Raw genomic sequence first — 26,340 nt, forward strand, 5'->3', positions numbered from 1 at the left:
CGCGCATTTAATAACGCCATAACCTTTATGGAGCGGCGTTATGTCAGATGAATTTTTACTCTCCCTCCGCCACAGTCTGCACCATTTGTACGACGTGGCGCGCACCCTTTCCTGGGTGCACTTTCTCCCTCTGACCCTTCTTTCGGTAGTGATTTTTCTGCTGCCCGGATGCGGGGACAACCATGGTAATACGACTGATCCTGTGCGAACGGTGCGCTACGTTGTTGTTGGCTCAGCGCAAACCCTTCCCGCGCTGGAAAGAACCGGAGAGATCCATGCGCACGATGAAACGATTCTCAGCTTTCGTACCGGCGGCCGGATAGTGACGCGTAGCGTCGATATTGGCGATCGGGTCAATGCAGGGCAACTGCTGGCCACGCTTGAAAATACAACCAGTCAGAATCAGCTCGATGGCGCACAGGCTGATTATGAAGGAGCCAAAGCCGCTGCTCAGGTTGCTGCACTTAACCTCAACCGAATGCAAAAGCTCATGCCAACAGGCGCGATTGCCCGCACGCAGCTCGATACCGCCCGCGCAGACTGGCTTGTCGCCCGCGCGCGTTTAAAAAACAGCGAGTCCGCATTGCGTAATGCCCGGGAAAGCCTTGGCTGGACGCGTCTGATGGCGCCGCAAAGCGGCGTGATCACCGAAGTAAGCGCCTCTGCAGGTCAGGTGGTCAGTGGTGGTCAGTCGGTGTTGACGCTGGCGACCGGTGAAGCCCGCGATGTGGTGTTTGATATCGCTAAACCCGATGCGATCCCGCCACAGGAACAGGCTGGCTTGCGAGTGTCCCTCCTCAACGACCCGTCGGTGCAAGCGTCCGCCGCGCTAAGAGATATCAGCCCGCAGGCCGATCCTCAGACCCGCACATGGCGCGTCAGGGCTACTCTGCAAAACCCGCCGCTGGCAATGGCGTTGGGCGCCAGCGTCACCGTCACGTTACCCGCAACCGGCCCGCATGGATACGCCCTTCCCGCTTCAGCGCTGAGCCGCGTCGGCGACAAACCGGCAGTTTATGTAATTAATCCGCAGTCGCAGGCACAGCTTCGCGTGGTGGTGCCAGCATACTATACCGCCACCTCGGTCATTATCTCCGGCGGCCTTGAACCAAGCGACCGGGTAATTACCGCCGGCGTGAGTAAATTACGCTCCGGCGAGCCGGTGATTGCCGGGGAGTGCGAATCATGAAACCAGTATTGAATGAGAAAGTTAACCTCTCCGCCTGGGCGCTAAATAATCAACAGATGGTCAGTTTCTTCATGCTGCTGATCATTGCTATGGGCGCGTTCTGTTATGAGAAGCTGCCACGTAATGAAGATCCGGCGTTTACGATTAAAACGGCTGTCGTTTCCGCGCAATGGCCCGGGGCATCCGTAACGGATACCACCCGACTGCTGACCGATACGCTGGAAAAAAAGCTGCAGGAAACCCCCTGGCTTGATTATCTCAAAAGTGAAACCCGTGCCGGGAGATCCGTTATTTATGTCAATCTTCGTGACGATACCCCGCCGGAAAAGGTGCCGGATATCTGGTATCAGGTACGTAAGAAAATGCAGGACATTGCCCCGTCGTTGCCAGAAGGCGTTCAGGGCCCCGCCGTCGACGACGAGTTTGATGACACGTTCGGTACGATTTATGGCTTTATACCTGAGGGCTATACCCTACGGGAGGTCCGGGACCAAGTTGAGACCATTCGCCGGGAACTCATGTCGTTACCGGATATCGGAAAAACCACTCTGCTGGGTGAGCAGCAGGAACAGATAGTCCTCTCTTTTTCTCCAGCGCGTCTGGCAGGTATGGGGCTGAACATCCAGCAGGTAGCGGATGCCCTCAGAGCACAAAATGCGGTTGTCCCGGCAGGTATAATCCGCACCGGACAGGAAAATATGGCGATAAAGGTCAGCGGGGAGCTGACATCTGAAGCGAGCTTACGTGCCGTCACGCTGCATATTAACGATCGTTACCTTCCTCTGACGGATATTGCCACCGTTAGCCGGGAAAACGGCGAGCCTCCCCAACCGGTTTATCGGGTCAACGGCAAACCCGCCATCGGGCTGGCTATCTCGATGGCGCCGACGGGTAATATGCTGCGTTTCGGCGCCGCACTGAATGCAAAAATGCATGCCATAAGCGTCACGCTGCCGCACGGTATTGAGATGGTCAAGGTTGCCGATCAATCAGCGGTGGTCAGCGACGCCGTAAGCGGGTTTATCCGGGTGCTTATCGAAGCCGTGGCGATCGTCCTGGCCGTTTCGTTTGTCTCACTGGGTTTACGAGCTGGACTGGTCGTGGCTGCGGCCATCCCCCTGGTTCTGGCCATGACCTTTACGGGAATGATGCTGGCAGGAATAGGTCTGCAGCGTATTTCTCTCGGCGCATTGATTATCGCGCTGGGCCTGCTGGTCGATGACGCCATGATCACCGTGGAAACCATGGTCTCTGGTCTGGAAGCCGGGGATTCCCGCCGGCAGGCGGCTACCCGGGCTTTTAAAACGACCGCATTTCCGATGCTGACGGGCACCCTTGTGATGATTGCCGGGTTTATTCCCGTGGGATTTGCTGCGTCCAGCGCCGGTGAATATTGCTTTTCCCTGTTTGCCGTGGTGCTCATCGCCCTGCTGTGCTCATGGGTTGTCGCGATCCTGTTTTCACCGTTAACCGGCACGTGGCTGTTATCTGACAACATCAGACAGAAGGCGAAAGGTCCTGGATGGATGGCCCGCGGATACCAGTGGCTACTGCGCAAGGCGTTGCGTCACCGCTTCGCCACCGTGTGTATTGCCCTCATTGTGCTTGGTCTGTCCGTATACGGAACAACCTTTATGCAGGGGGAGTTTTTCCCCGCCTCCGACAGGCCAGAATTGCTGGTAAGCCTGACGCTACCGGCAAATGCCTCGCAGTCGGAAGCGCAAAATAGGGTTGAAAAGCTGGAGAAGGCCCTGGCAGGCAACCGCAACGTTGAGCGCTTTTCGACATACGTTGGGTCGGGAGCGATCCGTTTTTACCTGCCTATGGATGTGCTTCTGGCAAATGAAAATATCGCCCAGATGGTGGTGGTGGCTAAAGATCTTAAAGCGCGGGATCGTCTTCATCGACAGTTAAACAGGATACTGGCTACGCGCTTTAGCGACATCATCACGCGCGTATCGCCCCTGGAACTTGGGCCCCCGGTCGGGTGGCCAGTCAAATACCGGGTGAGTGGGCCTGACTATCTGAAGGTCAGGTCGATCGCGAATCGCCTGAGTGATGTCATTGGTCGGTCTCCCTCTTCCCGCGAGGTTAATCAGACGGCAGGCGAGCCGGAGAGAGTCATGACCCTCAAGGTCAATCAGACCGCCGCCCGGGCTGCGGGTGTGTCGTCAGAAAGTCTGGCCCGGATGCTCAATACCGTCTGGTCCGGCAGTATAGTCACGTCGGTTCGCGAAAATGACCGCCTTGTTGATGTAGTGCTCCGGGCCAGGGACAATGAGCGTCTTAACCTCGCCACCTTCTCTTCGCTGACTATTCAGGGGAATGACGGTAAACAAATCCCCCTCAGCGCCTTTGCCACACCAGCCTGGGGCGTGGATGATCCGGTGATCTGGCGTCGACAGCGTTTGCCTTTCATCACCGTGCAAACTGACCTCGCACCGGGACTTCGCGCCGAAGCAGTATCCGCAGCGTTGCGACCAGCGGTAGACAGGTTGCGCGCGGAACTGCCTGAAGGCTACAGCATTGAAGAAGGAGGCGCGGTTGCTGAATCGGAAAAAGGTAATAGTTCGGTCTATGCGGTTCTGCCGGTGACAATGGTCATCATGCTCTTGCTGTTGATGCTCCAGTTGCGCAACTATTCCCGTATGGCGTTGGCTATACTGATGGCCCCGTTTGGTTTACCGGGTATCGTACTGGCTATGTTACCTGGCGGAACACCGATGGGATTTGTCGCTCTGCTTGGCGTGATTGCGCTCGCTGGCATGATCATTCGTAACGCCGTCATACTAATTAGCGAGGTTGACAGCAATCTTGCTCAGGGGATGGCAAGCGATGCCGCCATTATTGCGGCCGCAGAGCATCGTGCGCGCCCCATCTGCCTGACTGCCTGTGCCGCCATTCTGGGGATGATCCCCATCTCCCATCAGGTATTCTGGGGACCGATGGCCTATGCGATTATTGGGGGGCTACTGATTGCCACGCTGGTTACACTGACCGTTTTACCTGCATCGTTAAGCCTGTTGTTACACCTGAGAATGACGTCCTCAGGCGAGACTTGTGAAAAATGAGTGGCGTGCCGTCGTATCCTCGTCTCAGGGGGTTGCCAGGTTATTCGCTACAAGTCAAAGAACTTGCTCACCTGCTGCTGCAACGCCTGGGTAACAGGAAACCTAATAAAAAGTAAATCTCCCTGACCATGTTTATTTATACTCAGAAAACATGTCATTAAGAAAGGAAGCTACGCATTGAAATGGCTAACCTGGTTAAAACGTATCGTGTTGTCCCTGCTGCTGTTGATCGTTGGCGCTCTGGGACTACGCCTTTATGACATTCAGCGCGGGCCCGATCTGCAGCTCTGGCATACCTGGGTTCCGCATGAGATGGACGCGGATGAAATCGACAATGCTGCCTGGAACGATTACATCAAAAAAGAGAATGCGCTCTTCAGTGAGGTAAAACGCCAGGTTACCGATAAGCTGGACGCTGAGCAGCAAACCGAACTGAATCGTTACTACAGCCACAGCCCCATCTATCCGGACTCGTTTCCAACCAACTGGAATCGGTCATACATCATGATGCCGGATGGTAAACCGCAAGGTGCCGTGGTGTTGCTGCATGGTCTGACAGATACCCCCTACAGCCTGCGGCATATCGCTGAAAATTACCGCCAACAGGGTTATGTCGCCATCGGTATCAGATTACCGGGCCATGGGATGGTTCCCGCCGGGCTGACCGACGTGGACTGGCAGGACTGGCTGGCCGCCACGCGCCTGGCGGTGAGAGAAGCGAAACGACTGACGGGTAAAGATGCGCCCCTGCATATCGTCGGATTTTCCAACGGCGGCGCGCTGGCAATGAAGTATTCGCTGGACGCGCTGGATAATGCCGAACTGGCAAAACCCCAGCGGGTGATCCTGATTTCTCCGATGATCGGCATTACTAGCTTCGCGCGTTTTTCCGGCCTCGCTGGCTGGCCCGCGTTTCTTCCCGCCTTCTCGAAAGCCGCATGGTTAAACATCATGCCCGAATTTAATCCGTTTAAATATAACTCCTTCCCGACGAACGCCGCCCGGCAGTCCTTCCTGCTGACCAAAGCGCTGCAAAAGCAGATAGTGGCTGACGCGAGAAATCAGAAACTTAACAGCTTACCGCCGGTATTGACCTTTCAGTCCGTCATGGATTCAACGGTCAGTACGCGGGCCATCGTGACGGCGCTGTATAACCGCTTGCCGGATAATGGCAGTGAAATTGTCCTGTTCGATTTAAATCATGCGGTCAGGTTTAATTCATTATTACGCCGGACGTCTTACACCGCGCTGGCGCGGTTGCTGCCCGCAGCGCCGCGAGCTTATCAAACCACGATCATCACTAACGCCAATTCCGCCAGTACAGAGATGGAGATCCGAACAACACCTGCCGGGAAAACAGACACTACGGTGGAGAAGCTACAGGGACTGCATTATTTACCGGACGTGTATTCCCTTTCTCATGTCGCGCTTCCCTTCCCCTTAAGCGATTCGCTGTACGGACGCTATCCCCATCCGCTGAATCAATACGGGATCAGCCTCGGCACGTTTGCAGCTCGCGGCGAGCGTTCTGTGCTGGTAGTGGGCCTGGACTCGCTGATGCGCCAGTCTTCCAATCCGTTTTTTCCCTATATGATCAAGCGCATTGACGAAGGGATCGACACTCGCCCGGCTCTCTCCGGGAAATAACTCTTCTCTGGATAAGTGGCCACCACGGCCACTTTTTCCTGAGGATGCGGTACTACGCTTTCGCCGACGTCGACAGCCACTGATATATCGAGGACAAATCCTGCCCGGCATATCCTGCGTCCGCCGCCTGCTGCCACAGTTCGGCGATGTTATCCAGCCCCGGCATGGTGTGCGGCTCGGCCAGGGAAAGCGCCAGCCGGGCATCTTTCAGCGCATGTGCCAGCTGCATCTGCGGCACGAATTGCTCATTGGCGATGGCGTCCAGTTTGACTTTGACATACGGTGCGGCCAGCGGGCCGCCTTCCAGTGCGCTCCACAGCTGGTCGGGGGTAAAGCCCAGCGTCTTCGCCAGCTGAGCGCTTTCCGCGATGCCCTGCATCATCGAAATCAGCCAGGCATTGAGGACCAGCTTCATTTTCTGGCTGTTGCCCGCCTCGCCAAACCACTGCGTCCCACGGGAGATAGCGGCAAATACCTGCTCCGCCGCGCCACATTGTTCACGTTCCCCGCTGGCGAGCACCAGGATCTGCGCCTTCTCCGCCGGGGCTTTGGTCCCTGAAACCGGGGCATCGACGAAGGTCATTGCCGGCTGAAGCGCCCGCAGCAAGGCGATAGCCTCCTGGGTCTCCGCCAGGCCAATGGTGCCCATCTGGCAATAGATCGCCCGCGGCTGACAGGCAGGCGCTATTTGCGCCAGTACCTCCAGGGTAGCCTGACCGTCGGCGAGCATACTGATGATCACCTCGGCATCGGCCACCGCCTGCTGCGGCGTGGCGTGCAGGGATAATCCCTGCGCCTGTAAATCCTCGCCGCGCGCTGGCGAACGGTTCCAGCCCGCGACGGTAAAGCCCTTCTTCAGCAGATTGCTGGCAAAAGCGTGTCCCATGGCGCCGAGTCCCAGCACCGCGACCTTTGGTAATGTACTCATCTTGTCTGTCCTGATTCGCGTGTTAATAAATGGCGGACGTCTACTATCGCATCTCTGGCACGGAAGTCAGTAGCAATAACCGCCATAAAAAGTGACACTGTCACTATGTGTTAGCCATGTTTATAGCGGCTCAGGGCTGGCGGAGCCACTCCAGCAAGCGGCCCATCGCTGGCGACAGGCGGTCGTCATCCTGATAGCACAGACACAGCCGACGCATCGCCCAGCGATCCTGCAATGTGATAATGGTGAACCGGTAGCGCGGCTGGTAGCGTTCGGCAATAACGCGCGGCAGGATCGCCCCGCCGGCGCCGTGAGCCACCATCTCGCAAAGCCCTTCAAAATGGCTCATCCTGATGCGGACGTTCAGCGCCTGGCCGAGCCCGGCGGCCTGCTCTTCGATATGCTGCTGCAGCGCGCTGGTCTGATAGAGCGCGACCAGCGGCTCATGGATAATCGTCGCGAAAGCCACTTCGGCGGTTTCACGCAAGGCATGGGCCGGCGGCACGATCAGCACCAGAGGATCCTCCGCGACGGGCTCCAGGCGCAGCGGCCCGGGGTCGACCGCATCGGACACCACCCCGGCCTGCGCTACGCCCGCCAGAATGCTGCTGACAATATCCGCGCTGGTGCGCTCTTCGGTGTCGATCTGTATCCCGGGATGCGCTGCCATCCACGCGGCGAGCTTGCCCGGCAGAAAAGCCGACATCGCCGAGGTATTAGCGAACAGGCGCAGCGTTCCCTGCTGACCGCGGGCGAAGGCGTGCATCGCCTGGCGCAGACGCCGCTGCTGCTCTAACAACGGACGAGCATGGCGCGCCAGCACCTCCCCGGCCTCGGTCGTTGTCACTCCCCGGGCATGACGGTGCAGCAGCGGCACACCGACCTCCGCCTCCATTTTGCGCAGCCTTTCGCTGGCGGAGGCCAGCGCCAGATGGGCCGCCGCCGCCCCGCCGGTAATGCTGCCGCTATCCACGATGGCGATAAACAGCCGCAGATCGGCGAGATCCAGTCGCATAACGCCCTCCTTCCCTTCGGTTTTACCGTAGCCTGTGGGCAACATACCGCATTGTCCCTCCCGCGACCAGCTGTTTCAATGCCCTTCTCTGAGCCGATAAGTGAGCCATGATGTTTGATCTACACACTCTCTTTTTACTGCTGATCTTTATCGCCGCCGGCCTGGTCAAAGGGGTGACCGGTATGGGGCTGCCCACCGTGGCGATGGGCCTGCTTGGCCTGCTGATGCCGCCACCGGCCGCGGCGGCCCTGCTGGTGCTCCCCTCGCTGTTGACCAATCTCTGGCAGCTGCTGGCAGGCCCGGCGCTGGCGCAGATTGCGCGTCGCCTCTGGTTAATGATGACCGGGATGATTATCGGCACGCTGGCGGGCTCGTCACTGCTCATCCACCTTAATCCGCGGTGGTCGGCGCTGGCGCTGGGCGCCGTGCTGATAGCTTATGCCGGATACGCGCTCCGTGGTCCGGCGGTGCAGGTTTCCGCCCGCGTGGAAAAGCGCCTGTCGCCGCTGATGGGCGTACTGACCGGACTGATCACCGGGGCGACCGGGGTATTCGTTATTCCGGCGGTGCCCTGGCTGCAGGCGCTGGGCTTCCGTCGCGACGAACTGGTCCAGGCTCTGGGATTGTCGTTCACCCTGTCCACTGTGGCGATGGCGGCCGGCCTCTCTCTGCACGCTGGCTGGCGCGCAGAATCGCTGCTGCTGTCGGCGCTGGCGCTGGCGCCCGCGCTGCTCGGTATGTGGTTGGGAGAGCGGATCCGCTCGCGTCTCAGTCCGCAGCGCTTTCGTCAGGGCTTTCTGTTGTTCCTGCTGGCGCTGGGACTGGAGCTTGTCCTCCGGGGGCTGCTGGCGGAATCGTCCTAGCGGCGGGTAATGTGCTTCACATTGTATTTACTGGTGTTCTGGTAGATCTCTGAGAAATCAACGATCGCCCGGTTCTGGGCGTGGCTGACAGACTGCACCCGTAGCAGGAGGCTGTTAGGCGCCACCTGCAGCAGCTCCGCCTGCTCGCGGGTCGCCAGCACTGGGGTATAGCTGCGGTGGCTCTCAATAATGGTGATATGGCACTCTTTTTTGAAATAGTTGAACTTAGACTGCTCAAGGTTACCCACGCTGAGCCACGGAAAAGCGGCGTAGGGAATGTAGCTGTTCTCCACCAGGATCGGGACCTCATCAATCAGCCGCAGCCGCCTGACGTAGTAGACTTTTTCTCCCGGCTGGATCTTTAACTGCTGGGCAATGGCCGGCGGGGCGTCAAGCAAGGTGAACTCAATAACCTTATTGCGGTAGTTGGTGACCCCCACCACCTGCATCTGGTAGTTAAATCCCTCCAGCTCTCCGCCATGATAGTTACTTTTACGCACAATGCAGGTTCCGCTGCCGTGCCGCCGGGCGATCAGCTTTTCCTCCTCGAGTAGCGCCAGCGCTTTGCGCAGCGTCATCACCGAGACCTGCAGCTCAGCAGCCAGCGCTTTTTCGCTGGGCAGCATATCGCCGACGGCATAGTCGTCGCTGTTGATGCGGGCCTTCAGTTCTGTGGCAATCTTTTTATAAATCACTTTTAGATGTCTCACCGAGAGGAATGATGTCAAATGCATATGCATTTAATGCATTGTATCTATTCATGAAAATTAATTTTCACGCGCCATAAGCAGCGTTAACTCATCTATAAAAATGGCTATATTTATATATCTCTCCTGCAACAATATATATGACTTTCGTCACAGATGGCCTTTTTCCTGCTCGGGATCCCGGTGGTCTGCTCCTAGTCTGATAAGCCTATTGATCAGGTGATGACAGCGGGCTATGAAGACGAGAGGACAACCATGATTGGCGTGAAAAAGCTTCAGGACTTTTCCAAGGCGATGATCGGGCCGGTGCTGTATCTGCCGGCTATCGGCCTGTTGATCGCCCTGTTCAGCATGACCACCAACCGGCTGTGGGTGGATGAAAGCAGCGGGATCTATCTGTTGGGGAAATTCGTCTCCAGCATGCTCTGGGCGCTGATGAACAATCTCGGGTTTCTGTTCTGCCTCGGACTGGCCAGCGGTCTGGCGAAAACCCGCAAAGCCGAAGCCGCTTTCGTGGCGGCCATGACCTGGCTGGTCTATCTGGCGGCGAACAACAGCTGGCTGACCCTGACCCATCGTCTGGCGACCGGAGCCACCAACGCGCAACTATATGGCAGCGGACAAACCTATATCTTCGGTTTTCAGGTCATCGATATGGGCGTGTTCCTCGGTATTATCCTTGGCTGCGCCGTCGCCTTTGTTCACAATCGCGTGGTTGGCATTGAGTTTCGCGGCGCGCTGTCGATCTACGGCAACAGCAAGCTGGTGCTGATCGTGATGCTGCCGCTGGTGGGCCTGTTTGCTATCGCCACCGTCTATCTATGGCCGGTGGTGGAGCTGGGTATCTCGGCGCTGACCGGCTTTATGAAATCCTTTGGCGCCATCGGGGTCTTCCTGTACGGCTTTCTCAACCGGTTCCTGATCCCCACCGGGCTGCATCATTTGATCTGGTCGCCGTTCGTCTTTACCTCTATCGGCGGTCAGTTGCTGATTGATGGCCAGACCGTCATTGGCGCCAAGCCTATTTTTCTCGCCGAAATCGCCCGTCATCCCGTTGACACGCTCAGTGATTCCGCCCGGTTTTTGACCTATGGGATGGTGAAGATTTTCGGCACCGCCGGTATGGCGCTCGCTTTCTATCGCACGGCGAAACCGGAGAATAAACAGCGGCTCAAAGTCACGCTGATCCCCTTAATTGTCACCTCCGTGCTGGTGGGGATCACCGAACCTTTTGAGTTTCTCTTCATCTTCACCGCCCCGCTGCTGTGGCTTATCTACTCCCTGCTGGACGGTTTTTTCCAGATGCTGGCCTGGCTGCTTCACGTGCGGGTCTGCGCCACCAACGGTCTTATCGATTTTGTCGTCTATAACCTGCCCGCCGGCGCCAGCGTGACGCGCTGGCCGGTGTTTGTCGCCCTCGGGCTGCTGGAGACCGCCACCATGTACCTGGTCGGCACCGTCTGTATTACCCGCCTGCGAATGCTTACCCCGGGGCGCGAAGCCGCTGCCGATGCGGTGCGTTCCCCACAGACGGATCCGGCAAATGGCGAGTCTGACAAAGGCGCGATGGTGATTGCGGGGTTGGGCGGCAAAGAAAATGTTTGTGCGGTGGAAAACTGTTTTACCCGCCTGCGGGTCGATGTGCGCGACCCCGCACTCATCCAGCAGACGCTGTTAAAAGAGAGCGGCGGGAGCAGCGTGCTGATTAAAGGTAATCATGTTCAGGTGATCTACGGCCTGGGGGTTAACAAAATTCGAACGGCGGTCAACGCCAGTCTGGGTGTAACTGAATAACGAGGTGGTAAATGAAAGATAATTTTGTGGTCACGATTGCCGGCGGCGGTAGTACCTATACGCCGGGGATTGTCATGATGCTGCTGGAAAATATGGCGCGCTTTCCCCTGCGGGAGATCCGTCTGTACGATAACCATCAAGAGCGTCAGAAGACCATCGGCGACGCCTGCGCCATTCTGGTGGCGGAACGCTTCCCGCAGGTAAAATTCAGCTATACCACCGATCCGCAGGCGGCCTTCACCGACGTGGATTTTGTGATGGCGCATATTCGCGTTGGCCTGTATGAGATGCGGGAAAAGGATGAAAAAATCCCGCTGAAATATGGCGTGCCGGGTCAGGAAACTTGTGGACCGGGAGGGATCGCCTACGGTATGCGCTCGATTGCCGGCGTGCTGGAGCTGGTCGATTATATGCAGCAGTATGCCCCGGGGGCGTGGATGCTTAACTACTCCAACCCGGCGGCCATCGTCGCGGAAGCGACCCGTCGCCTGCGGCCCGACGCGCGCATCATCAACATCTGCGATATGCCGGTGGCCATCGAGGGGCTGTTTGCCGATATCCTCGGTCTGCCGTCGCGCAAGGCGCTGAACGTCCGCTACTATGGCCTGAATCATTTTGGCTGGTGGACCAGCATCACCGATAAAGCCGGTAACGATCTGATGCCGGCGCTCAAGCGTCACGTGGCGGAGCTGGGTTACAGTAGCCCAAAAGAAGATTTTCAGCATAAAGCGCCGAGCTGGATCGAAACCTTTAAAAAAGTGAAGGATGTGTTTGCCCTCGATCCCCTGACGTTGCCTAACACTTATCTGAAATACTACCTCTATCCTGACTACGAGGTAGCCCACTCTGACCCGGACTTTACGCGGGCCAACGAAGTGATGGCCGGACGTGAAAAAGAGGTCTTCGATATGGCCCGGGAGATCACTCGTCGCGGCACCGCGGAAGGCGCGCATTTCCATGCCGGGGCCCATGCCACCTTCATCGTCGACCTCGCCTGCGCCATCGCCTTTAACACCCAGGAGCGGATGCTGTTGATCGTGGAAAACAACGGGGCGATCGCCAACTTTGACGAGACGGCGATGGTGGAAGTCCCCTGCCTGGTGGGCGTCAACGGCCCGGAACCGCTGGCGATGGGAAAAATCCCTTCGTTCCAGAAAGGGCTGATGGAGCAGCAGGTGGCGGTGGAGAAGCTGGTCGTTGACGCCTGGATTGAGAAAAGCTACCAGAAACTGTGGCAGGCCATCACCCTGTCAAAAACGGTGCCCAGCGCCGCGGTGGCGAAAGCGATTCTCGATGAGCTGATCGTCGCCAACGAAGGTTACTGGCCCGCGCTGCACTGATTTTTTGCCACGACCCTGCCGTGAGTGCCCCTCTCGGCAGGGTTATCGCCGGCATCCATCCCGCGATACCTCCTTCCATAGCCTCCCTCAGCGCCAACGCGTCAATGGCCTGCGCGACGCCAGCCAGGCTGACATCACAGCATCGCCAGCCACTATTTTCCCTGAACAGAGTAATGAAATATAAATTCTATTCTTCGATATTATGGCGTAAAAATGTGATCTGCGTTGTATTCTCTGCGTTACATTAACCCACTGAAAACAAAATCATTATTACTAACTCGCAAATTTAACCCGCATTTCATAGGGATATACTGCCGCATGCCATTGTGATTCGCTTCATGTATTTACCTTCCTGCAACACCAATTTGAAATTAAATTTTCATAATGTGATCTTGTAGCATGCTCATTCCATTTCTTTGTGCCATATTCTTAGCACGGTAAATCGCCGGAACGACAGCAACGTGCCACACCAGGGCGCTGTCCTGCGGCCAACGTCGGCGCTGCCGACGCACTGAAGACCGCTAACCCGAAAAGGAGAACGGATATCGACGACATCCATGCCAACACCAAGCCGTAAACCTCTTTGACCGCCATTGCTTAGCGTACCCTGCCTTGTGCTGAGCAATTACACAAAGAAGAAAATCATTTAATTCAGTTAGATACGACAACACAGGCGTGATAAATCCTGACTGGGGAGATGTATTTTTATCTTGTGTCGTTCAACAAAATAAAGGGACTACCATGTCATTTATAACAAACCTGAACCAGCAACAGAGAAAACGACTTCATCAGATCACCTTAGTGGCCACCTTCGGCGGCCTGCTTTTCGGTTACGACACCGGCGTTATCAACGGCGCCTTTTCCTCACTGAAGCAGTACATGGCGCTGACCCCGACCACCGAAGGGCTGGTGATGAGCGTCCTGCTGATCGGCGCCGCGCTGGGCAGCGTGTTTGGCGGTAAGTTCGCCGACTACTTCGGCCGGCGCAAATACTTGCTCTTCCTCTCCTTTGTTTTTCTTATCGGCGCCCTGCTTTCCGCCGCGGCTCCCGATATCACTACCCTGCTGATTGCCCGCGCCCTGCTGGGCTACGCCGTCGGCGGTGCCTCGGTCACCGCCCCCACCTTTATTTCTGAAGTGGCGCCCACCGAGATGCGCGGTAAGCTGACCGGCCTGAATGAAGTCGCCATCGTTATCGGCCAGCTGGCGGCGTTTGCCATTAACGCGATCATTGGCATCATCTGGGGCCATCTGCCGGACGTCTGGCGCTATATGCTGCTGGTGCAGGCGATCCCCGCTATCTGCCTGTTTGTTGGCATGTGGCGCGCGCCGGAAAGTCCGCGCTGGCTGATCAGCAAAAACCGCCACGAGGAAGCGCTGCATATTCTCAAACAGATCCGCCCGGCGGAACGCGCGCAGAAAGAATTCGACGACATCTCCACCCTGATCAAAATTGAAGCCGGCAATAAGTACAGCACCCAGAACACCTTCACCACTATCCTCAAAACGCCATGGATCCTCAAAATTTTGCTGGTGGGCATTACCTGGGCCGCGCTGCAGCAAACCACCGGGGTGAACGTGATTATGTATTACGGCACGGAAATCCTGAGTGCCGCCGGCTTCTCAGAGCGTACCTCGCTGATCTGTAACGTGCTGAACGGCGTCTTCTCCGTCGGCGGTATGCTGATTGGCGTGCTGTTTCTCGTCGATCGTTTTAAGCGTAAGACGATCATTATCTACGGCTTCGCCATTATGGCCTCGCTGCACCTGATTATCGCCGCGGTCGACTACACCCTGGTGGGCGACCTCAAAGCCACCGCTATCTGGCTGCTGGGCGCGCTGTTCGTCGGCGTGATGCAGGGTTCGATGGGCTTTATCACCTGGGTGGTGTTAGCCGAGCTGTTCCCGCTGAAATTCCGCGGATTGTCGATGGGGATCTCGGTATTTTTCATGTGGATCATGAACGCGGTGGTCAGCTACCTGTTCCCGCTGCTGCAGGCGAAACTGGGCCTTGGGCCGGTCTTCTTTATCTTCGCGGCCATCAACTATTTGGCGATTCTGTTCGTGGTGTTCGCCCTGCCGGAGACCTCCAATAAATCGCTGGAGCAGTTAGAAGCGGAGCTGTCAGCGAATCATGAGGATAAAAAATCTACTCGTCTCACCAGGGAGGTTGGCTATGATCGATAACATCACGCTGGATAATCTGCACATCGGCTGCAAGGCCACTAATAAAGCGGAAGTCATCGCCATGATTGGCGCAGAGTGTAAAGCCAAAGGCTATGTCAATCAGGAGTGCGTTCACTTTCTGCTGGAGCGTGAACATCAGGTTTCCACTTTTTTGGGCAATGGCATCACCCTGCCGCATCTGCCGAAATCAGCGACGGATATCATTCTTAAAACCGGGATTGAGATCTATCAGTTTCCTGATGGCGTTATCTGGGATCGCGGCAACGTGATGTTTATTGCCATTGGCGTGATTGCGAAAGAGAAAGAGCATATTGACGTGCTCAAAGAAATTTCCTCGATATTCAGCGATGAGCTGATCGCGAATGCGTTGTCATTAATCTCCGACAAAAATGACTTCCTGAAGATCCTCCAGCATAACGCGCTACCCCGTTAAGTGCCCACCGGCCGGGGCTCTGCCCCCGGCCATCGCCTAATTTTATTGGTCTCGCAGAAAGCAAGCATTACGAAAAATCTAATTTTCTCCGTTATCACGTCACTCACAATAATAACCGGGGAAATTAACGCATATCGAATGGCTATCAACTCTATTTATTATGCGACAGCTCTTATTCAATATGGGAAAATGACCTATAAAAACAGCATGTTAACCATTGAAAGGGCTTTGCATCCTTTGCTTTGCTGTTCAGGACGTGAGTGCCGTGCGCCAGTGATTCCTGCGCTATCCCATTAGTTTTGATTTATATCAATACTGCCTCCAGCGTTAAAATGCATTTTACAGCGCGATTATTTTGGAAAGGTGTATACGACATTGGTTTTACGATTTGGATATTTATTTAGCCGGCCCGCAAGCCTGTGGGGATGGCTGATGTGTAACGCGCTTAATGGTATCGCGATCGTCCTCTGCTTTCGCGGGATAAGCATCGTGACAGGCTATCGTCAGGCAGTCTGGCAGGTCATCATCACGCTGGCTATTATTATATCGACCTGGTATAGCGCTAATTATTTCGCCGCCCTGGAAGCGCGACGCGACAAACGACGCTTTCTGCTGCTGGCCTGGGTGGTGATGACCATTCTGCTGAATTTCATTCACCTCAGCGGCGCTGAATACCGTTATTAAAGGAGCATGCCCATGACGCTGGCGATGCTGTTGGTGCTTATCAATCACCATAAAGGTCTGACTATCTTATTGATTGTCATTGTTGCGCTGCTGTTTATGGCGCTTACCCCGCTGGTCAAAAAACTGCTGAGCACCCTTCACGATCGGTCCTGACTTTTCTCTCACGGCCGCCGACAGGCGGCCATCTCTCCTCCTGTCAGACTGATTCCGCCACCAGCCTTAGCGGCATGCAGCCTGCTACAGCGCGCATGAAAAGAAATGAGAACCATTATCAATGAAGCTATGCTAACGTGTCAGCCCAGGCAAAACGCCAGATGACAGAAAACAGGGGGACAGACGAGGTGAAGCAGGATTCAGGGATCATCATAGCGCGGCAGGCGCACGGATTGCTGACGCTGGCGATAGGCGCCGCGCTCTTCTACAGCAGCGGCAGTTTCGCCCGGCCGGATCTGCAGCCGTTGGGGCCGAATATTGCGGACAAAGGGTCAGCTTTCTACCATTTTACCCAGCGCCAGTACGACTCTGCCGATGGCGAACGCCATTACCGGGTGTGGACTGCGGTGCCGGATAAAGCGCCGCCGGCCGCCGGTTATCCGGTACTGTATATGCTGGACGGCAACGCGGTGATGGATAAACTCAACGACGCGTTTCTGCAACAGCTCTCCGCTGGTTCCCCGCCGGTCATCGTCGCTATTGGTTACCAGACGGCGCTGCCCTTCGATACCGCAGCCCGGGCCTGGGATTACACTCCGCCGCTTAAGACGCATCAACCTCGCGCTGGAAAATCCGCGCTGCCGCCGCGAAAAACCGGGGGTAATGACCTGTTTCGCCAGCTGCTGAGCGAAACGATGGTTCCGCAAGCAGAAGCTAAGCTGAAAATCGATCCCCGCCAGCGCGCTATTTGGGGTCACTCCTATGGCGGACTGTTTGTACTCGACGCGTGGCGTAAGAGCGACCTGTTCCATATCTTTTATTCCACCAGCCCGTCGCTCGGCCAGGCACTCGAGTCTCCGCTTAAAGACAGCAAAAACATCGATGCCGCGGCTTTCGCCGGGAAATCGCTGTATCTGCTGGAGGGGGATGGCAAAGCCCCTGGAGAGCCGTCCGGGCACGTGGCTTCCCTGGCGGTTTTGCGTCAGACCCAACAGCAACTGGCGGACAACGGCTTGCGGGTGGCCTTCTGGCGCTACCCTGGGCTGACCCATGGTCAGATGTTCGAGGTCTCCCTGCGCTCCGCGCTGCTGCACCTTTCCGGGCAGGCAGCGCTTGCGCATCAGTGATGACCTTGCGCCCACCAGCGGACGGCGGGCGATTCAGCGCTGATCGGGCAGGTGTTTAATATCGACCGGCTCGCCGAACAGGAACCCCTGCATTTCGTCACATCCCTCCTCTTCGAGGATCTGCAGTTGTCCTGCGGTTTCCACGCCCTCGGCGATAAGCGGCGTATTGATCGAGTTGCCTAGCGAAATAATGGCCCGCACGAATGAGCGGACCTGGGGATTGCTTTCCACATCCAGCATAAAGCTGCGGTCGAGCTTGATGACGTCGAAATGAAAATCGCGCAGCATGCTCAGGGAGGAGTAGCCGGTGCCGAAATCATCCAGTGCGATACTGATCCCCATCTTTTGCAGATGATGCAGGACGCTGAATGCCAGCTGCTTGTTCACGATAAACGCCGTCTCGGTGACCTCAAACTCCAGCAGGCTGACCGGATAGGCGGTACGCATCAGGATCTCGCGGACTTTTTCGATAAAGCTACGATGACGCAGCTGCACCGGCGAGATATTGACCGAAATTTTTCTGTTGAGACCCTTTTCCAGTGCTTCGTTACACACCTGCTCCAGCACCCAGTAGCCTAACGGCACGATGGCGCCGCTCTCTTCGGCAATGGGAATAAACACGTCCGGCGGAATAGCGCCCAGCTGAGGATGCTGCCAGCGCAACAGCGCTTCATAACCGGTGATGCGACGATCTTTAATATTGCGGATCGCCTGATAGTGAAGCGAAAACTCCCCCGCCTGAATACCGCGGCGGATGTCGGCGGCCATCATATTCCGCTGCCGCGTCTTGTCGTCCATCTCGCGTTCATACCAGCAAATTTTGTGGTCGAGACTGCTCTTTGCCCGATACATGGCCAGATCGGAATTGCTCAGAACCGTATTAATATCCGTCCCGTCCTCCGGGTAGACGGAGATACCCATGCTGGCGGAAAGGATCACTTCCGTCGCGGCAAACGTCTGCTTACCGCTGAAGCAGTGCCAGAGACGGGCGGCAAAGGCGTCCACCTCGCTTTCATCGGCAAAAGGTTTGACGGCCACAAACTCATCGCCACCGAAGCGGGCGACCATCTCCTCCTTCTGCAGCGTTTTGAGTACGGCGCCTGCCACGCGCTGCAGCAGCTGATCGCCAATAAGATGGCCCTGCAGATCGTTAATCTCTTTAAACTTATCTAAATCGATGGTGAAAACGGCAAAGCGGCGGGCGTCATTCCCGGTGATCAGCTTTTCCACCCGCTCAAAGAACTCCACCCGATTGGGTAAACCGGTCAGCGCATCGTAACGCGCCATCCACGCGATGCGGTCATTGATCGCCTTCTGTTCGCTGATGTCGCGGGTAATTTTGGCAAAGCCCAGCAGGTTATTTTGCTCATCGCGGATGGCATTGATCATGACATGCGCCCAGAACCGGGAGCCATCTTTACGATACCGCCAGCCTTCGCCTTCGAACTGCCCGCTACGCAGGGCAATTTGCAGATTATTCGCCGGCACCCCGGAGAGTTGTTCGGCTTCGCTATAGAAGAGACCGAAGTAGCGACCGATGATCTCATCGCTCAGGTACCCTTTTGCCCGGCGGGCGCCCTCATTCCAGCTAATGACCGTCCCGTCGGCGCTCAGCATATAGATGGCATAATCTTTAACACTTTCAATAAAGTGGCGATAGGCAATGTCCGTCAGGTGATCGTTACTCATGGTACAGCGCTCTCTGTGGCTCGGTCGTGGCAAAACGCATTAGATATAACAGAATCACGCCCATAATGAATACAAGGTTAAGGTGTTTTATGGTCGCCTTTCCGGCCCGGACAACCGCCGATAGCGCGGCGGACACTCCTGTTAAGCGTAGTGGACCAGGCCATCTTCGGGGGGATAACCTCGGCGATTTTCGCACTTAGGTCGCCCACTAATAGTTACTTTTATTGATTAAAAAGTTTGATTGAAAGAATAAATAAAAGGAGTAATGTTAATAATACTTTCTATGGAGGTTAAATATGTTGCGTGATTATTTAAAAGTGGAAAAAGAAGATCGGTTGGTTGAACAACAGAGTCGTCATGACAATAGTCAGCATTATTCTTCGGTAACTGAATGGGTTATTTTAAGTAAAGATGGCCAGCGTAAAGGCCGGGTATCCCTGTTTGACCGCTTCACCACCCGCCGCTCCTGGAGCGACAGCTTCCGCATTACGCAGTTCGATAATGCGGGTAAAGTGGTGGTGGATAAACTCACTGACGCGCTGTAAATTCCCCGGATTCCCGGCCTGACGGGAGAATATTCATACGCAAAATTAACACCTGCATAAAATATATTGATGCGTCGTCATCATGTTATTTTCATTCCGCATACCGATAACCTAATGGGTAATTTTCGCCATGGTGAGCCGCGCGAATTTTTAACCTGTAAAAATACGGTAAATAAGCCCGCTGGTCGGGCTTTTTTGCATGACGCTCGTCACCCACGCCACAAAATGCCAAGGACATCCCGAGCTGGTTTGTATACGATACATCTACGAATCATATATGGTCTGTTTCTATGGGAATCGTCAAAATCTCCGATCTGCTGCACGATGACATTCGTGATGCCAGCAAAGCCATGTCCCGCTCCGTTAATGCCCAGGCGGAATACTGGATCCGCCTGGGCATGATGAGCGAACTCTACCCCGAGCTTAACCACCAGCAGATCAAACTGCTGATGCTGAAATCCGGCTCTGACCGTCTGCTGGAGGTGATCAATGCCATCAATAATCATTAAAACCGCCGATGAGCTCGCGCGCCAGCGCCATGCCGGCCAGCTGCTGGCATCGGTGTTTGACATGCTGGATACCTTTATCGTCCCCGGCGTGACGACGATGGAAATCAACGATCGAGTGGAAGATTTTATCGTCAACCAGCTGCACGCCCGACCGGCCAGCAAGGGGCAATACGACTTTCCCTATGTGTTGAACACCTCAATTAACGATGTGGTCTGCCATGGGATCCCGAAGGCGACCGAGCATCTGCGCTCCGGGATGATCGTTAACGTTGATATCACCCTCGAGAAAGCGGGCATGATCGCTGACTCCAGTAAGATGTACCTGATAGGCGACGTTTCCCCGCTGGCTCGCCGGCTGGTAAAGACCACCTATGAAGCGATGTGGAAAGGCATTGAGGTGGTGAAACCCGGCGCGACGCTGGGCGACATCGGCCATGCCATTCAGCGCTGGGTCGAGGACCATGGCTACAGCGTGGTCAGAGAATACTGCGGTCACGGCGTCGGTCAGGAAATGCATGAAGAGCCGCAGGTGCTGCACTACGGCAGGCCCGGTGAAGGCGCGGTGCTGCGGGAAGGCATGGTATTCACTATTGAACCGATGGTGAACCAGGGCGACAGTCGTATCAAGACCAAAAAGGATGGCTGGACGGTGGTCACCCGCGATAAAAAACTCTCCGCGCAATGGGAGCACACCGTGGCCGTCACCGCCAACGGATTTGAGGTGCTGACGCTACGCGACGACGAGCAGTCGCGGATCCGCTAAGTTTTCTTCTCCCGGTATATCGGCATAGCCGACATTTCTCGCTGGCGAGTACCGCCCTTCGTCAGCGCACTTTATCCCCTGGCCTCTATTGCCCCCCGCGTTCTCCACACCGCGCCGGGTGTGTCTGCTTTACCCCTCATAAAGTTAATCATAAAACGATAAAAATTTATTGTAAAACGATAAACACCAGGCTAACCTGCGCTCACTTTAACACCAGGGAGAAACGGTATTCCCTCACCTGGATGTCGTACCGCGTTAAGGAGAAAACATGCGCTGGAACCGCTATCGCCGGGACAGACAGATCATTGCCGCCGTGCTGGTTTTTACCGTCATTGTGGCGGCGGGGATCGCCCTGCAGCCCGGCTTTCATCCCCCCAGCTCCCGGACGACGGGGGATAAACAGCTGGTCTCGATATTAACGCCCCTGCTCAATGGCGCCCGCGGACAGGTCGCCGCAGCGCTGATTACGCCTCAGGGGGTGCGTTACGGCCTGTGGGGGAGCGAGTATACGACGCAGTATGAGATCGCCAGCCTGAGCAAAACCATGACCGCCAGCCTGCTGCTGGAGGCTATTCGCCGCGGCGAAGTCACCGCGCAGACGCCGGTGTCGGCGCTGGTCCCGGAGATTGTCAGCCCGGTGCGGGACGTTACCCTGGAGCAACTGGTTTCTCACCGTTCAGGACTGCCACCGCTTACCGCGTCGGTTGGGCAGCGGCTGGCTATTCTGAGCGACATTGCCCGGCGGCAGAATCCCTGGCGCTACGATCGACCCGCGCTGATCGCGATGATGAACCAGGCCACCCTGCAGCCGACGAAATGGTTTGATTATTCCAACGCCGGGTTTGCCCTGCTCGGACTGGCGCTGGAGCGGGCGTCTCATCGCGATTTTGCCACACTGATGGCGCAACGGGTCTTTGCCCCCGCCGGAATGCAGGACGCGGAAGTGGCCCGGCACAATACTCCAGCCTCGCCGACGTTTACCGTGGGCTGGTCAGCCTCTGGTTTCCCTCAGCAGCCATGGGTGATGGACGCCTTCGCCCCCGCCGGCGGCGTACGCGCCACGATTGTCGATATGGCGAAATATGCCCAGGCGCTGCTGGCAGGAAACCTGGCGGGCAGTGAAGGCATGCCCCCCCTGTTCGCCACCGATGATCCCGATTCCCGGGTGGGTTATGCCTGGTTCACTACCCGCGTCCGCGGACGGGAGATCGTCTGGCATGACGGGCAGAGTGGCGGCTTTGCGGCAATGATGGCCTTCGACCGACAGCGACAGACCGCGGTAGTGATCCTCTCCGATACCGCCTGGCCGGTGATCGGGCCTGCCATCAAGCTCTTACTGGCTGCCACCCCTGATGAACAGGAGGCGCGTAATGAACGGAATTGACATCCTCTGGGCGCTGTTAACGCTGTTGTCGGTGATCCTGTTTATTTCCGGCGACTGGCTGGCGCAGCGAAAAATACGCCTGCTCAATTATGTTTTGCTGGTGACCGGGGTTATTTATCTCGCCGAGGTTTTCCAGACCCTGCAGAATCTCGGCAAAATGGGCTACCTGTTTCGGATGCTGACCTGGACCATCCAGGCATCGTTCATCACCCTCAGCCTCTACCGCGTCTGGACCCGTCCGTGGTTTGCCAGCCGTCGACGCGGCGTCCGGGCGATGAGCGTTGTCTTCGCCGTGGCCCTTATGTCATGCTTGACGCGGCTGGTGCTTTAATTATTCTCATCAATCAGGAAGGTAAATTGTGAAGCAATCCAGAACCCGGCTGAGTCTGGCTATTATTAGCGGCATACTGCCCCTCTTTTTTATGCTCGCCCTGATCGTGCCGCTGTGGATTTTCTTTACCGGCGAACGATATTTTCTTTCCACCCTGCTGCACTTTGCTGAAGTGCCGTTAACCGACAACCCGGCCCAGGCGCCTGGGATGGCGAGACGTTTGTTGCTGCTGGCCCTGCTGTATCTTCCGGCCGGGCTGTTCGCGTTCGCTATCTGGCAGGGCATGAAGGTAACCCGTAGCGTCCGCCAGCGCAGCGTGCTCAGCCTCTCCCTGGCGCACAGCGTTCGTTACATCGCTCTGGCCATGGTGGGGATGGGGATCTTACTGCCGGTCTGCCGCTTTCTCATCCCGCTGCTCGCCTGGTGGCCGCAGCCTTATTACCAGGTGGTGTTTCTGCTCAGCGACGGGGTGCTGCTTCTGACAGGAAGCTTGCTGTTTGTGACATTTCACGCCATGCTCCACGGGATCCGTGCGGAAGAAGAGAATAAGGAGTTTATTTAACGATGGCTGTGGTGGTGAATCTGGACAAACTGCTGGTGGAAAAAAAGATGACGTCCAGGGCGCTGGCGGCCTTTGTTGGCATTACCGAACAGAATTTGTCGCTGCTCAAGTCAGGTAAAGTCAAAGGCATCCGCTTTGATACCCTGTCGCGCATCTGCGAGGCGCTCGAGTGTCAGCCTGGCGATATTCTGGCGTGGGAGCCCGACTGACCTCTCCCACCTGATGTCAACAGTCCTATCAAGGAATTGCTCTGGCCGGCGAATCGTAAGAGAATAGCCGCTACACGCGACGATCTGATTACACGGGAGTTCATCATCAGCCATTCTCGTCGATTCCCCCTAGCCAGCAAAGTGGCGCTGGCAGGCGCGGCGCTCATCGCCGCCGGCATGCTGTTCAGCTGCACCAGTAAGGCCCCCAAATCCCTCGTCACGCCGCCGAAAAGCGCGGCCGTTAAAGCCGGTCAGACGCACCGGGAGCCGGTACGCGGCGTCTGGCTGACCACCGTCTCGCGCCTTGACTGGCCGCCGGTCGGGTCAATTATCGCCAGTACGCCGGAAAGCCGCATCACCCAGCAGAAGCTGGCGCTGCTCGCCAAACTCGATAATTTGCAGCGCCTGGGGATCAACACCGTCTTTTTCCAGGTGAAACCGGACGGTACGGCGCTCTGGCGGTCGGATATTCTGCCGTGGTCCGATATGCTGACCGGCAAAATCGGCGAATACCCCGGCTACGATCCGCTGCAGTTTATGCTGGATGAAGCGCACAAGCGCGGCATGAAGGTCCACGCATGGTTTAACCCTTACCGCGTCTCGGTCAACACCAAACCGTCGACGATTGCCGAGCTGAACAACACCCTCACTCAGGTGCCGGCCAGCGTGTTCGTCCTGCACCGTAACTGGATCCGCACCGCCAGCGATCGCTTTGTTCTCGACCCGGGTATTCCCGAAGCGCGTGACTGGATCACCAGCATTGTCGCTGAAGTGGTGCAGAACTACCCGATTGACGGCGTGCAGTTCGATGACTATTTCTACACCGAAACCGCTTCTTCCCCGCTTAACGACAACGAGACCTTCCGTCGTTACGGGCAGGGCTATGCCTCGAAGGGCGACTGGCGGCGGCATAACACTCAGCAGCTTATTGCCCATGTCTCCGCGACCATTAAAAAACTCAATCCGAACGTCGAGTTTGGCGTGAGCCCGGCCGGGGTGTGGCGCAACCGCTCCCACGATCCGGCGGGGTCTGATACCCGTGGCGCGGCCGCCTATGATGAATCCTATGCCGATACCCGCAGCTGGGTGCAGCAGGGACTGCTCGACTACATCGCCCCGCAGATTTACTGGCCGTTTGCCCGCGATGCGGCGCGCTACGATGTGCTGGCCAACTGGTGGGCCGAGGTGGTCAAGCCGACGCATACCCGGCTGTATATCGGCGTGGCCCTGTACAAGGTGGGTGAACCGTCCAAAAATGAACCTGACTGGACGGTGGATGGCGGCGTGCCGGAGCTGAAAAAACAGCTCGACCTCAATGAGTCCCTGCCGCAGATCCAGGGCACCATCCTGTTCCGCGAAAACAACCTCAATCAGCCGCAGACCCGCCAGGCGGTTAACTACCTGCGCAGCCGCTGGGGGCCGCCGCAGAGCTAACCGCCAGCCGGCTTCGCTATCCCGCCTGCAGCCCTTGCTGCAGGCGGGCGTGCAGTTTCAGCATGTTCTCCGTGATGGCCCGCCAGACGTGGGCGGAAAAGTCCGACGGCAGCGTCCGGCGGGCGCTTTCGATGGCCTGCGGCACGCGGTCGGCAAACTCGCCCAGGATCGCCAGCATCTGCTCCCGGGGGAAGTTAACCGCTTTGGCGGTCGCCAGAAAATGACGCGGATAGATAGCGTTAATCTCCGTTTTCCGCCCTTTTGTGGCATTGAGCCCCATCGACAGCTTCAGGTCGCGCAGATGCAGTCCCGTCCCGCCCAGCACCGGAAATGCCGAAATAATGTCGTAGAACGGCGTGAGCCGGTAGCTGCCGCCGGGCAGCAAAAAGAGCGAGAAGTTCTTCGCATGCCCGTCCGTTGCCCCGGTCAGCCACTGGAACACCATGAACTTCATAAAGTCATAGCGATCTTTCAGGGCCTCACTGGAACCCAGCAGAAAGGTCATGATCGCGGCGATACCCGGCCCGCCGTCAGACTCATATTTCATCGACGACGGTATGCCGAATGCCTGACACAGATCCTCCTGCGGCAGACGCAGCAGCACGCGCCCCTCCTGCGCCCAGCGCCGGTCGAAGCGGGTCACCGCCAGCGCACGGATCCGCGGCGTGTTGATAATCTCCGCCTCCGGCACCGCCAGGCCCAACGCCCTGGCCAGCGCCAGGCACAGATATTCGTTATCCACGCTTTCACGCAGATCCAGCGTCGCATTGGGCTGCTTTATCTCGCCGATGGGCAGTTTAATGATATGGGTGGTCGGGGTGGTGCCCTGCGGAATACACCAGTGCTCGCCCATTCGCAGCAGCGCGGTTTTCTCCTGAGCGCCGGCCACCGAGATACGAAAATCGTCCTGGCCGGTCACCATTCCGAGAGGAATATCCGACTGGTAGGCGGTCAGCAAAGCGGTCAGCTGCGCCTCATCCAGCGTCTGCCAGCGCAACGCGGCAAGATGCGCCTCTTCCCCCGGCGGCAGCAGAGTCACCGCCCCTACGCTGTCCCGCCCGACCTCGGCCAGCAGATCGAACGGCTGTTTCGAACGCGCCTGATAGCGCCTGACGATCCGCTCGCGGACCTGCGGGCTGTCGGGCAGCAGGTTATCAAAATAGTGATACACCGCGTCGGCGGTAATATTGCCATACTGCAGCGGCAGCGAGAGGGAGAGCGGTCTGGCGCGCGGGCTGCGCAGCCACTCCTCATCATAGCGGAAACTGTGCGCCCCGTTGGCCTGGCGGGTTAAGGTTCCCACGCGCGCATTGTTCATCCAGGTGGTGAGCGTCGCCATTACCAGTCAAGATCCGTGGTGTTATCGGGAATCATCGCCGTCTCTGCCGGTTTGGCGTTCAGGGTCATCACCACCCCCAGCGACTGGAGGATCTTAAACAGGGTGGTTAAGGTGGTTTTGTCGGGGTGATTTTCAAAATTGGACAGCGTCGCCTGTTTAATGCCGATCCGGCTGGCCAGCGCCTCCTGAGTCCAGTGATTTTGCTGGCGCAGCAGTTTCAGGTAATTGGCCAGCTGAACCGGACTGTATATCTGCGGGGAATTCATCGCCTTGTTCCTCACCATCATTTATCCCCCTATCGGGATAAAACTGGTTTTATACCCTGCAAGGGATAATGTCAAGTTTATCCCCTGGTGGGGATAGGTCAATGATTATCCTTACGTAGGGATAAAGCAGAAGGGATGGCAGCCGGAGCAACGTGGTCTGCCCGGTGGCGG

The 26,340-nt window shown here is 56.8% G+C and carries 25 protein-coding genes; 19 read left to right on the forward strand and 6 right to left on the reverse strand.

Annotated features, from left to right (window positions below; genetic code table 11):
* Positions 1-40: 40 nt before the first annotated feature.
* The 3 genes from ACLH1I_RS09965 to ACLH1I_RS09975 all read left to right on the forward strand — a co-directional run bounded on the left by ACLH1I_RS09965 (position 41) and on the right by ACLH1I_RS09975 (position 5,907).
* Positions 41-1,189, forward strand: a complete 1,149-nt coding sequence (locus ACLH1I_RS09965) for an efflux RND transporter periplasmic adaptor subunit (protein WP_198079737.1) — start codon at positions 41-43, stop codon at positions 1,187-1,189.
* Entirely contained in the window at positions 1,186-4,260 is a 3,075-nt protein-coding gene (locus tag ACLH1I_RS09970; protein ID WP_151628584.1) for an efflux RND transporter permease subunit, read from the forward strand. Before ACLH1I_RS09965 ends, ACLH1I_RS09970 begins: the two co-directional genes overlap by 4 nt.
* 177 nt (positions 4,261-4,437) lie before the next feature.
* Positions 4,438-5,907: an alpha/beta hydrolase gene (locus ACLH1I_RS09975; RefSeq protein WP_135731124.1), complete on the forward strand. Its 1,470-nt coding sequence runs from the start codon at positions 4,438-4,440 to the stop codon at positions 5,905-5,907.
* 52 nt (positions 5,908-5,959) lie between these two features.
* Here the strand turns inward: ACLH1I_RS09975 and ACLH1I_RS09980 are convergent, their stop codons facing one another.
* Together ACLH1I_RS09980 and ACLH1I_RS09985 are read right to left on the reverse strand one after the other, a co-directional pair.
* Entirely contained in the window at positions 5,960-6,835 is an 876-nt protein-coding gene (locus tag ACLH1I_RS09980; RefSeq protein ID WP_151628583.1) for an NAD(P)-dependent oxidoreductase, read from the reverse strand.
* 130 nt (positions 6,836-6,965) lie between these two features.
* Complete coding sequence (locus ACLH1I_RS09985) at positions 6,966-7,850, reverse strand: LysR family transcriptional regulator (RefSeq protein ID WP_048324193.1); 885 nt, start codon at positions 7,848-7,850, stop codon at positions 6,966-6,968.
* Positions 7,851-7,960: 110 nt separating this feature from the next.
* Between ACLH1I_RS09985 and ACLH1I_RS09990 the strand changes: the two genes are divergently transcribed.
* Positions 7,961-8,713 (forward strand): sulfite exporter TauE/SafE family protein, encoded by a 753-nt coding sequence (locus ACLH1I_RS09990; RefSeq protein ID WP_198079785.1) that lies wholly within the window; start codon positions 7,961-7,963, stop codon positions 8,711-8,713.
* Here the strand turns inward: ACLH1I_RS09990 and ACLH1I_RS09995 are convergent.
* A complete protein-coding gene (locus tag ACLH1I_RS09995) occupies positions 8,710-9,408 on the reverse strand; it encodes a GntR family transcriptional regulator (RefSeq protein WP_151628582.1) in 699 nt (232 codons plus the stop codon). The genes ACLH1I_RS09990 and ACLH1I_RS09995 overlap by 4 nt on opposite strands.
* Before the next feature lie 267 nt (positions 9,409-9,675).
* Between ACLH1I_RS09995 and ACLH1I_RS10000 the strand changes: the two genes are divergently transcribed.
* From ACLH1I_RS10000 to ACLH1I_RS10030, 7 genes are all read left to right on the forward strand, one after another.
* Entirely contained in the window at positions 9,676-11,214 is a 1,539-nt protein-coding gene (locus tag ACLH1I_RS10000) for a PTS transporter subunit EIIC (protein WP_151628581.1), read from the forward strand.
* Between the two features lie 11 nt (positions 11,215-11,225).
* The gene (locus tag ACLH1I_RS10005; protein ID WP_114465381.1) at positions 11,226-12,554 is read left to right on the forward strand and encodes a 6-phospho-alpha-glucosidase; all 1,329 of its coding nucleotides are present in this window, start codon (positions 11,226-11,228) and stop codon (positions 12,552-12,554) included.
* Positions 12,555-13,295: 741 nt separating this feature from the next.
* Positions 13,296-14,741 carry a sugar porter family MFS transporter gene (locus ACLH1I_RS10010; protein ID WP_151628580.1) on the forward strand — a complete coding sequence of 482 codons (1,446 nt, stop codon included), beginning with the start codon at positions 13,296-13,298 and terminating at the stop codon, positions 14,739-14,741.
* Entirely contained in the window at positions 14,731-15,174 is a 444-nt protein-coding gene (locus ACLH1I_RS10015) for a PTS sugar transporter subunit IIA (protein WP_198079739.1), read from the forward strand. The genes ACLH1I_RS10010 and ACLH1I_RS10015 overlap by 11 nt, the downstream gene beginning before the upstream one ends.
* Before the next feature lie 432 nt (positions 15,175-15,606).
* On the forward strand, positions 15,607-15,858 hold the full coding sequence (locus tag ACLH1I_RS10020) for a hypothetical protein (RefSeq protein WP_049003652.1): 252 nt from the start codon (positions 15,607-15,609) through the stop codon (positions 15,856-15,858).
* 12 nt (positions 15,859-15,870) lie between these two features.
* Positions 15,871-16,011, forward strand: a complete 141-nt coding sequence (locus tag ACLH1I_RS10025) for a hypothetical protein (protein WP_049003653.1) — start codon at positions 15,871-15,873, stop codon at positions 16,009-16,011.
* A gap of 188 nt (positions 16,012-16,199) precedes the next feature.
* Positions 16,200-17,138: an alpha/beta hydrolase gene (locus ACLH1I_RS10030; protein WP_049003655.1), complete on the forward strand. Its 939-nt coding sequence runs from the start codon at positions 16,200-16,202 to the stop codon at positions 17,136-17,138.
* A gap of 33 nt (positions 17,139-17,171) precedes the next feature.
* Here ACLH1I_RS10030 and ACLH1I_RS10035 read toward each other — a convergent pair whose 3' ends face one another.
* Entirely contained in the window at positions 17,172-18,827 is a 1,656-nt protein-coding gene (locus ACLH1I_RS10035; protein ID WP_017900386.1) for a putative bifunctional diguanylate cyclase/phosphodiesterase, read from the reverse strand.
* 296 nt (positions 18,828-19,123) lie between these two features.
* On the opposite strand from ACLH1I_RS10035, the gene ACLH1I_RS10040 reads away from it, so the two are divergent.
* From ACLH1I_RS10040 to ACLH1I_RS10075, 8 genes are all read left to right on the forward strand, one after another.
* Complete coding sequence (locus tag ACLH1I_RS10040) at positions 19,124-19,372, forward strand: hypothetical protein (RefSeq protein ID WP_004205912.1); 249 nt, start codon at positions 19,124-19,126, stop codon at positions 19,370-19,372.
* Between the two features lie 290 nt (positions 19,373-19,662).
* On the forward strand, positions 19,663-19,881 hold the full coding sequence (locus ACLH1I_RS10045) for a ParD-like family protein (RefSeq protein WP_002904808.1): 219 nt from the start codon (positions 19,663-19,665) through the stop codon (positions 19,879-19,881).
* Positions 19,862-20,644: a type I methionyl aminopeptidase gene (gene map / locus ACLH1I_RS10050; protein ID WP_049003659.1), complete on the forward strand. Its 783-nt coding sequence runs from the start codon at positions 19,862-19,864 to the stop codon at positions 20,642-20,644. The genes ACLH1I_RS10045 and map overlap by 20 nt, the downstream gene beginning before the upstream one ends.
* 268 nt (positions 20,645-20,912) lie before the next feature.
* Complete coding sequence (locus ACLH1I_RS10055; RefSeq protein ID WP_049093366.1) at positions 20,913-22,028, forward strand: serine hydrolase domain-containing protein; 1,116 nt, start codon at positions 20,913-20,915, stop codon at positions 22,026-22,028.
* Positions 22,015-22,359: a hypothetical protein gene (locus ACLH1I_RS10060; protein WP_004205915.1), complete on the forward strand. Its 345-nt coding sequence runs from the start codon at positions 22,015-22,017 to the stop codon at positions 22,357-22,359. Before ACLH1I_RS10055 ends, ACLH1I_RS10060 begins: the two co-directional genes overlap by 14 nt.
* Before the next feature lie 28 nt (positions 22,360-22,387).
* A complete protein-coding gene (locus tag ACLH1I_RS10065; RefSeq protein WP_004205916.1) occupies positions 22,388-22,921 on the forward strand; it encodes a DUF2975 domain-containing protein in 534 nt (177 codons plus the stop codon).
* Between the two features lie 2 nt (positions 22,922-22,923).
* A complete protein-coding gene (locus tag ACLH1I_RS10070) occupies positions 22,924-23,130 on the forward strand; it encodes a helix-turn-helix domain-containing protein (protein WP_004205917.1) in 207 nt (68 codons plus the stop codon).
* A 141-nt stretch (positions 23,131-23,271) separates the two neighbouring features.
* Positions 23,272-24,564, forward strand: a complete 1,293-nt coding sequence (locus ACLH1I_RS10075) for a glycoside hydrolase family 10 protein (RefSeq protein WP_198079787.1) — start codon at positions 23,272-23,274, stop codon at positions 24,562-24,564.
* Positions 24,565-24,580: 16 nt separating this feature from the next.
* Here the strand turns inward: ACLH1I_RS10075 and ACLH1I_RS10080 are convergent, their stop codons facing one another.
* Both ACLH1I_RS10080 and hipB read right to left on the reverse strand, forming a co-directional pair.
* The gene (locus tag ACLH1I_RS10080; RefSeq protein WP_017900381.1) at positions 24,581-25,903 is read right to left on the reverse strand and encodes a type II toxin-antitoxin system HipA family toxin; all 1,323 of its coding nucleotides are present in this window, start codon (positions 25,901-25,903) and stop codon (positions 24,581-24,583) included.
* Entirely contained in the window at positions 25,903-26,169 is a 267-nt protein-coding gene (hipB, locus tag ACLH1I_RS10085; protein ID WP_004205921.1) for a type II toxin-antitoxin system antitoxin HipB, read from the reverse strand. Before hipB ends, ACLH1I_RS10080 begins: the two co-directional genes overlap by 1 nt.
* Between the last annotated feature and the right edge of the window lie 171 nt (positions 26,170-26,340).

It is taken from the genome of Klebsiella sp. 1SOBk10mer (assembly GCF_046602535.1).
GTDB classification, from domain to species: Bacteria; Pseudomonadota; Gammaproteobacteria; order Enterobacterales; family Enterobacteriaceae; genus Klebsiella; species Klebsiella quasipneumoniae.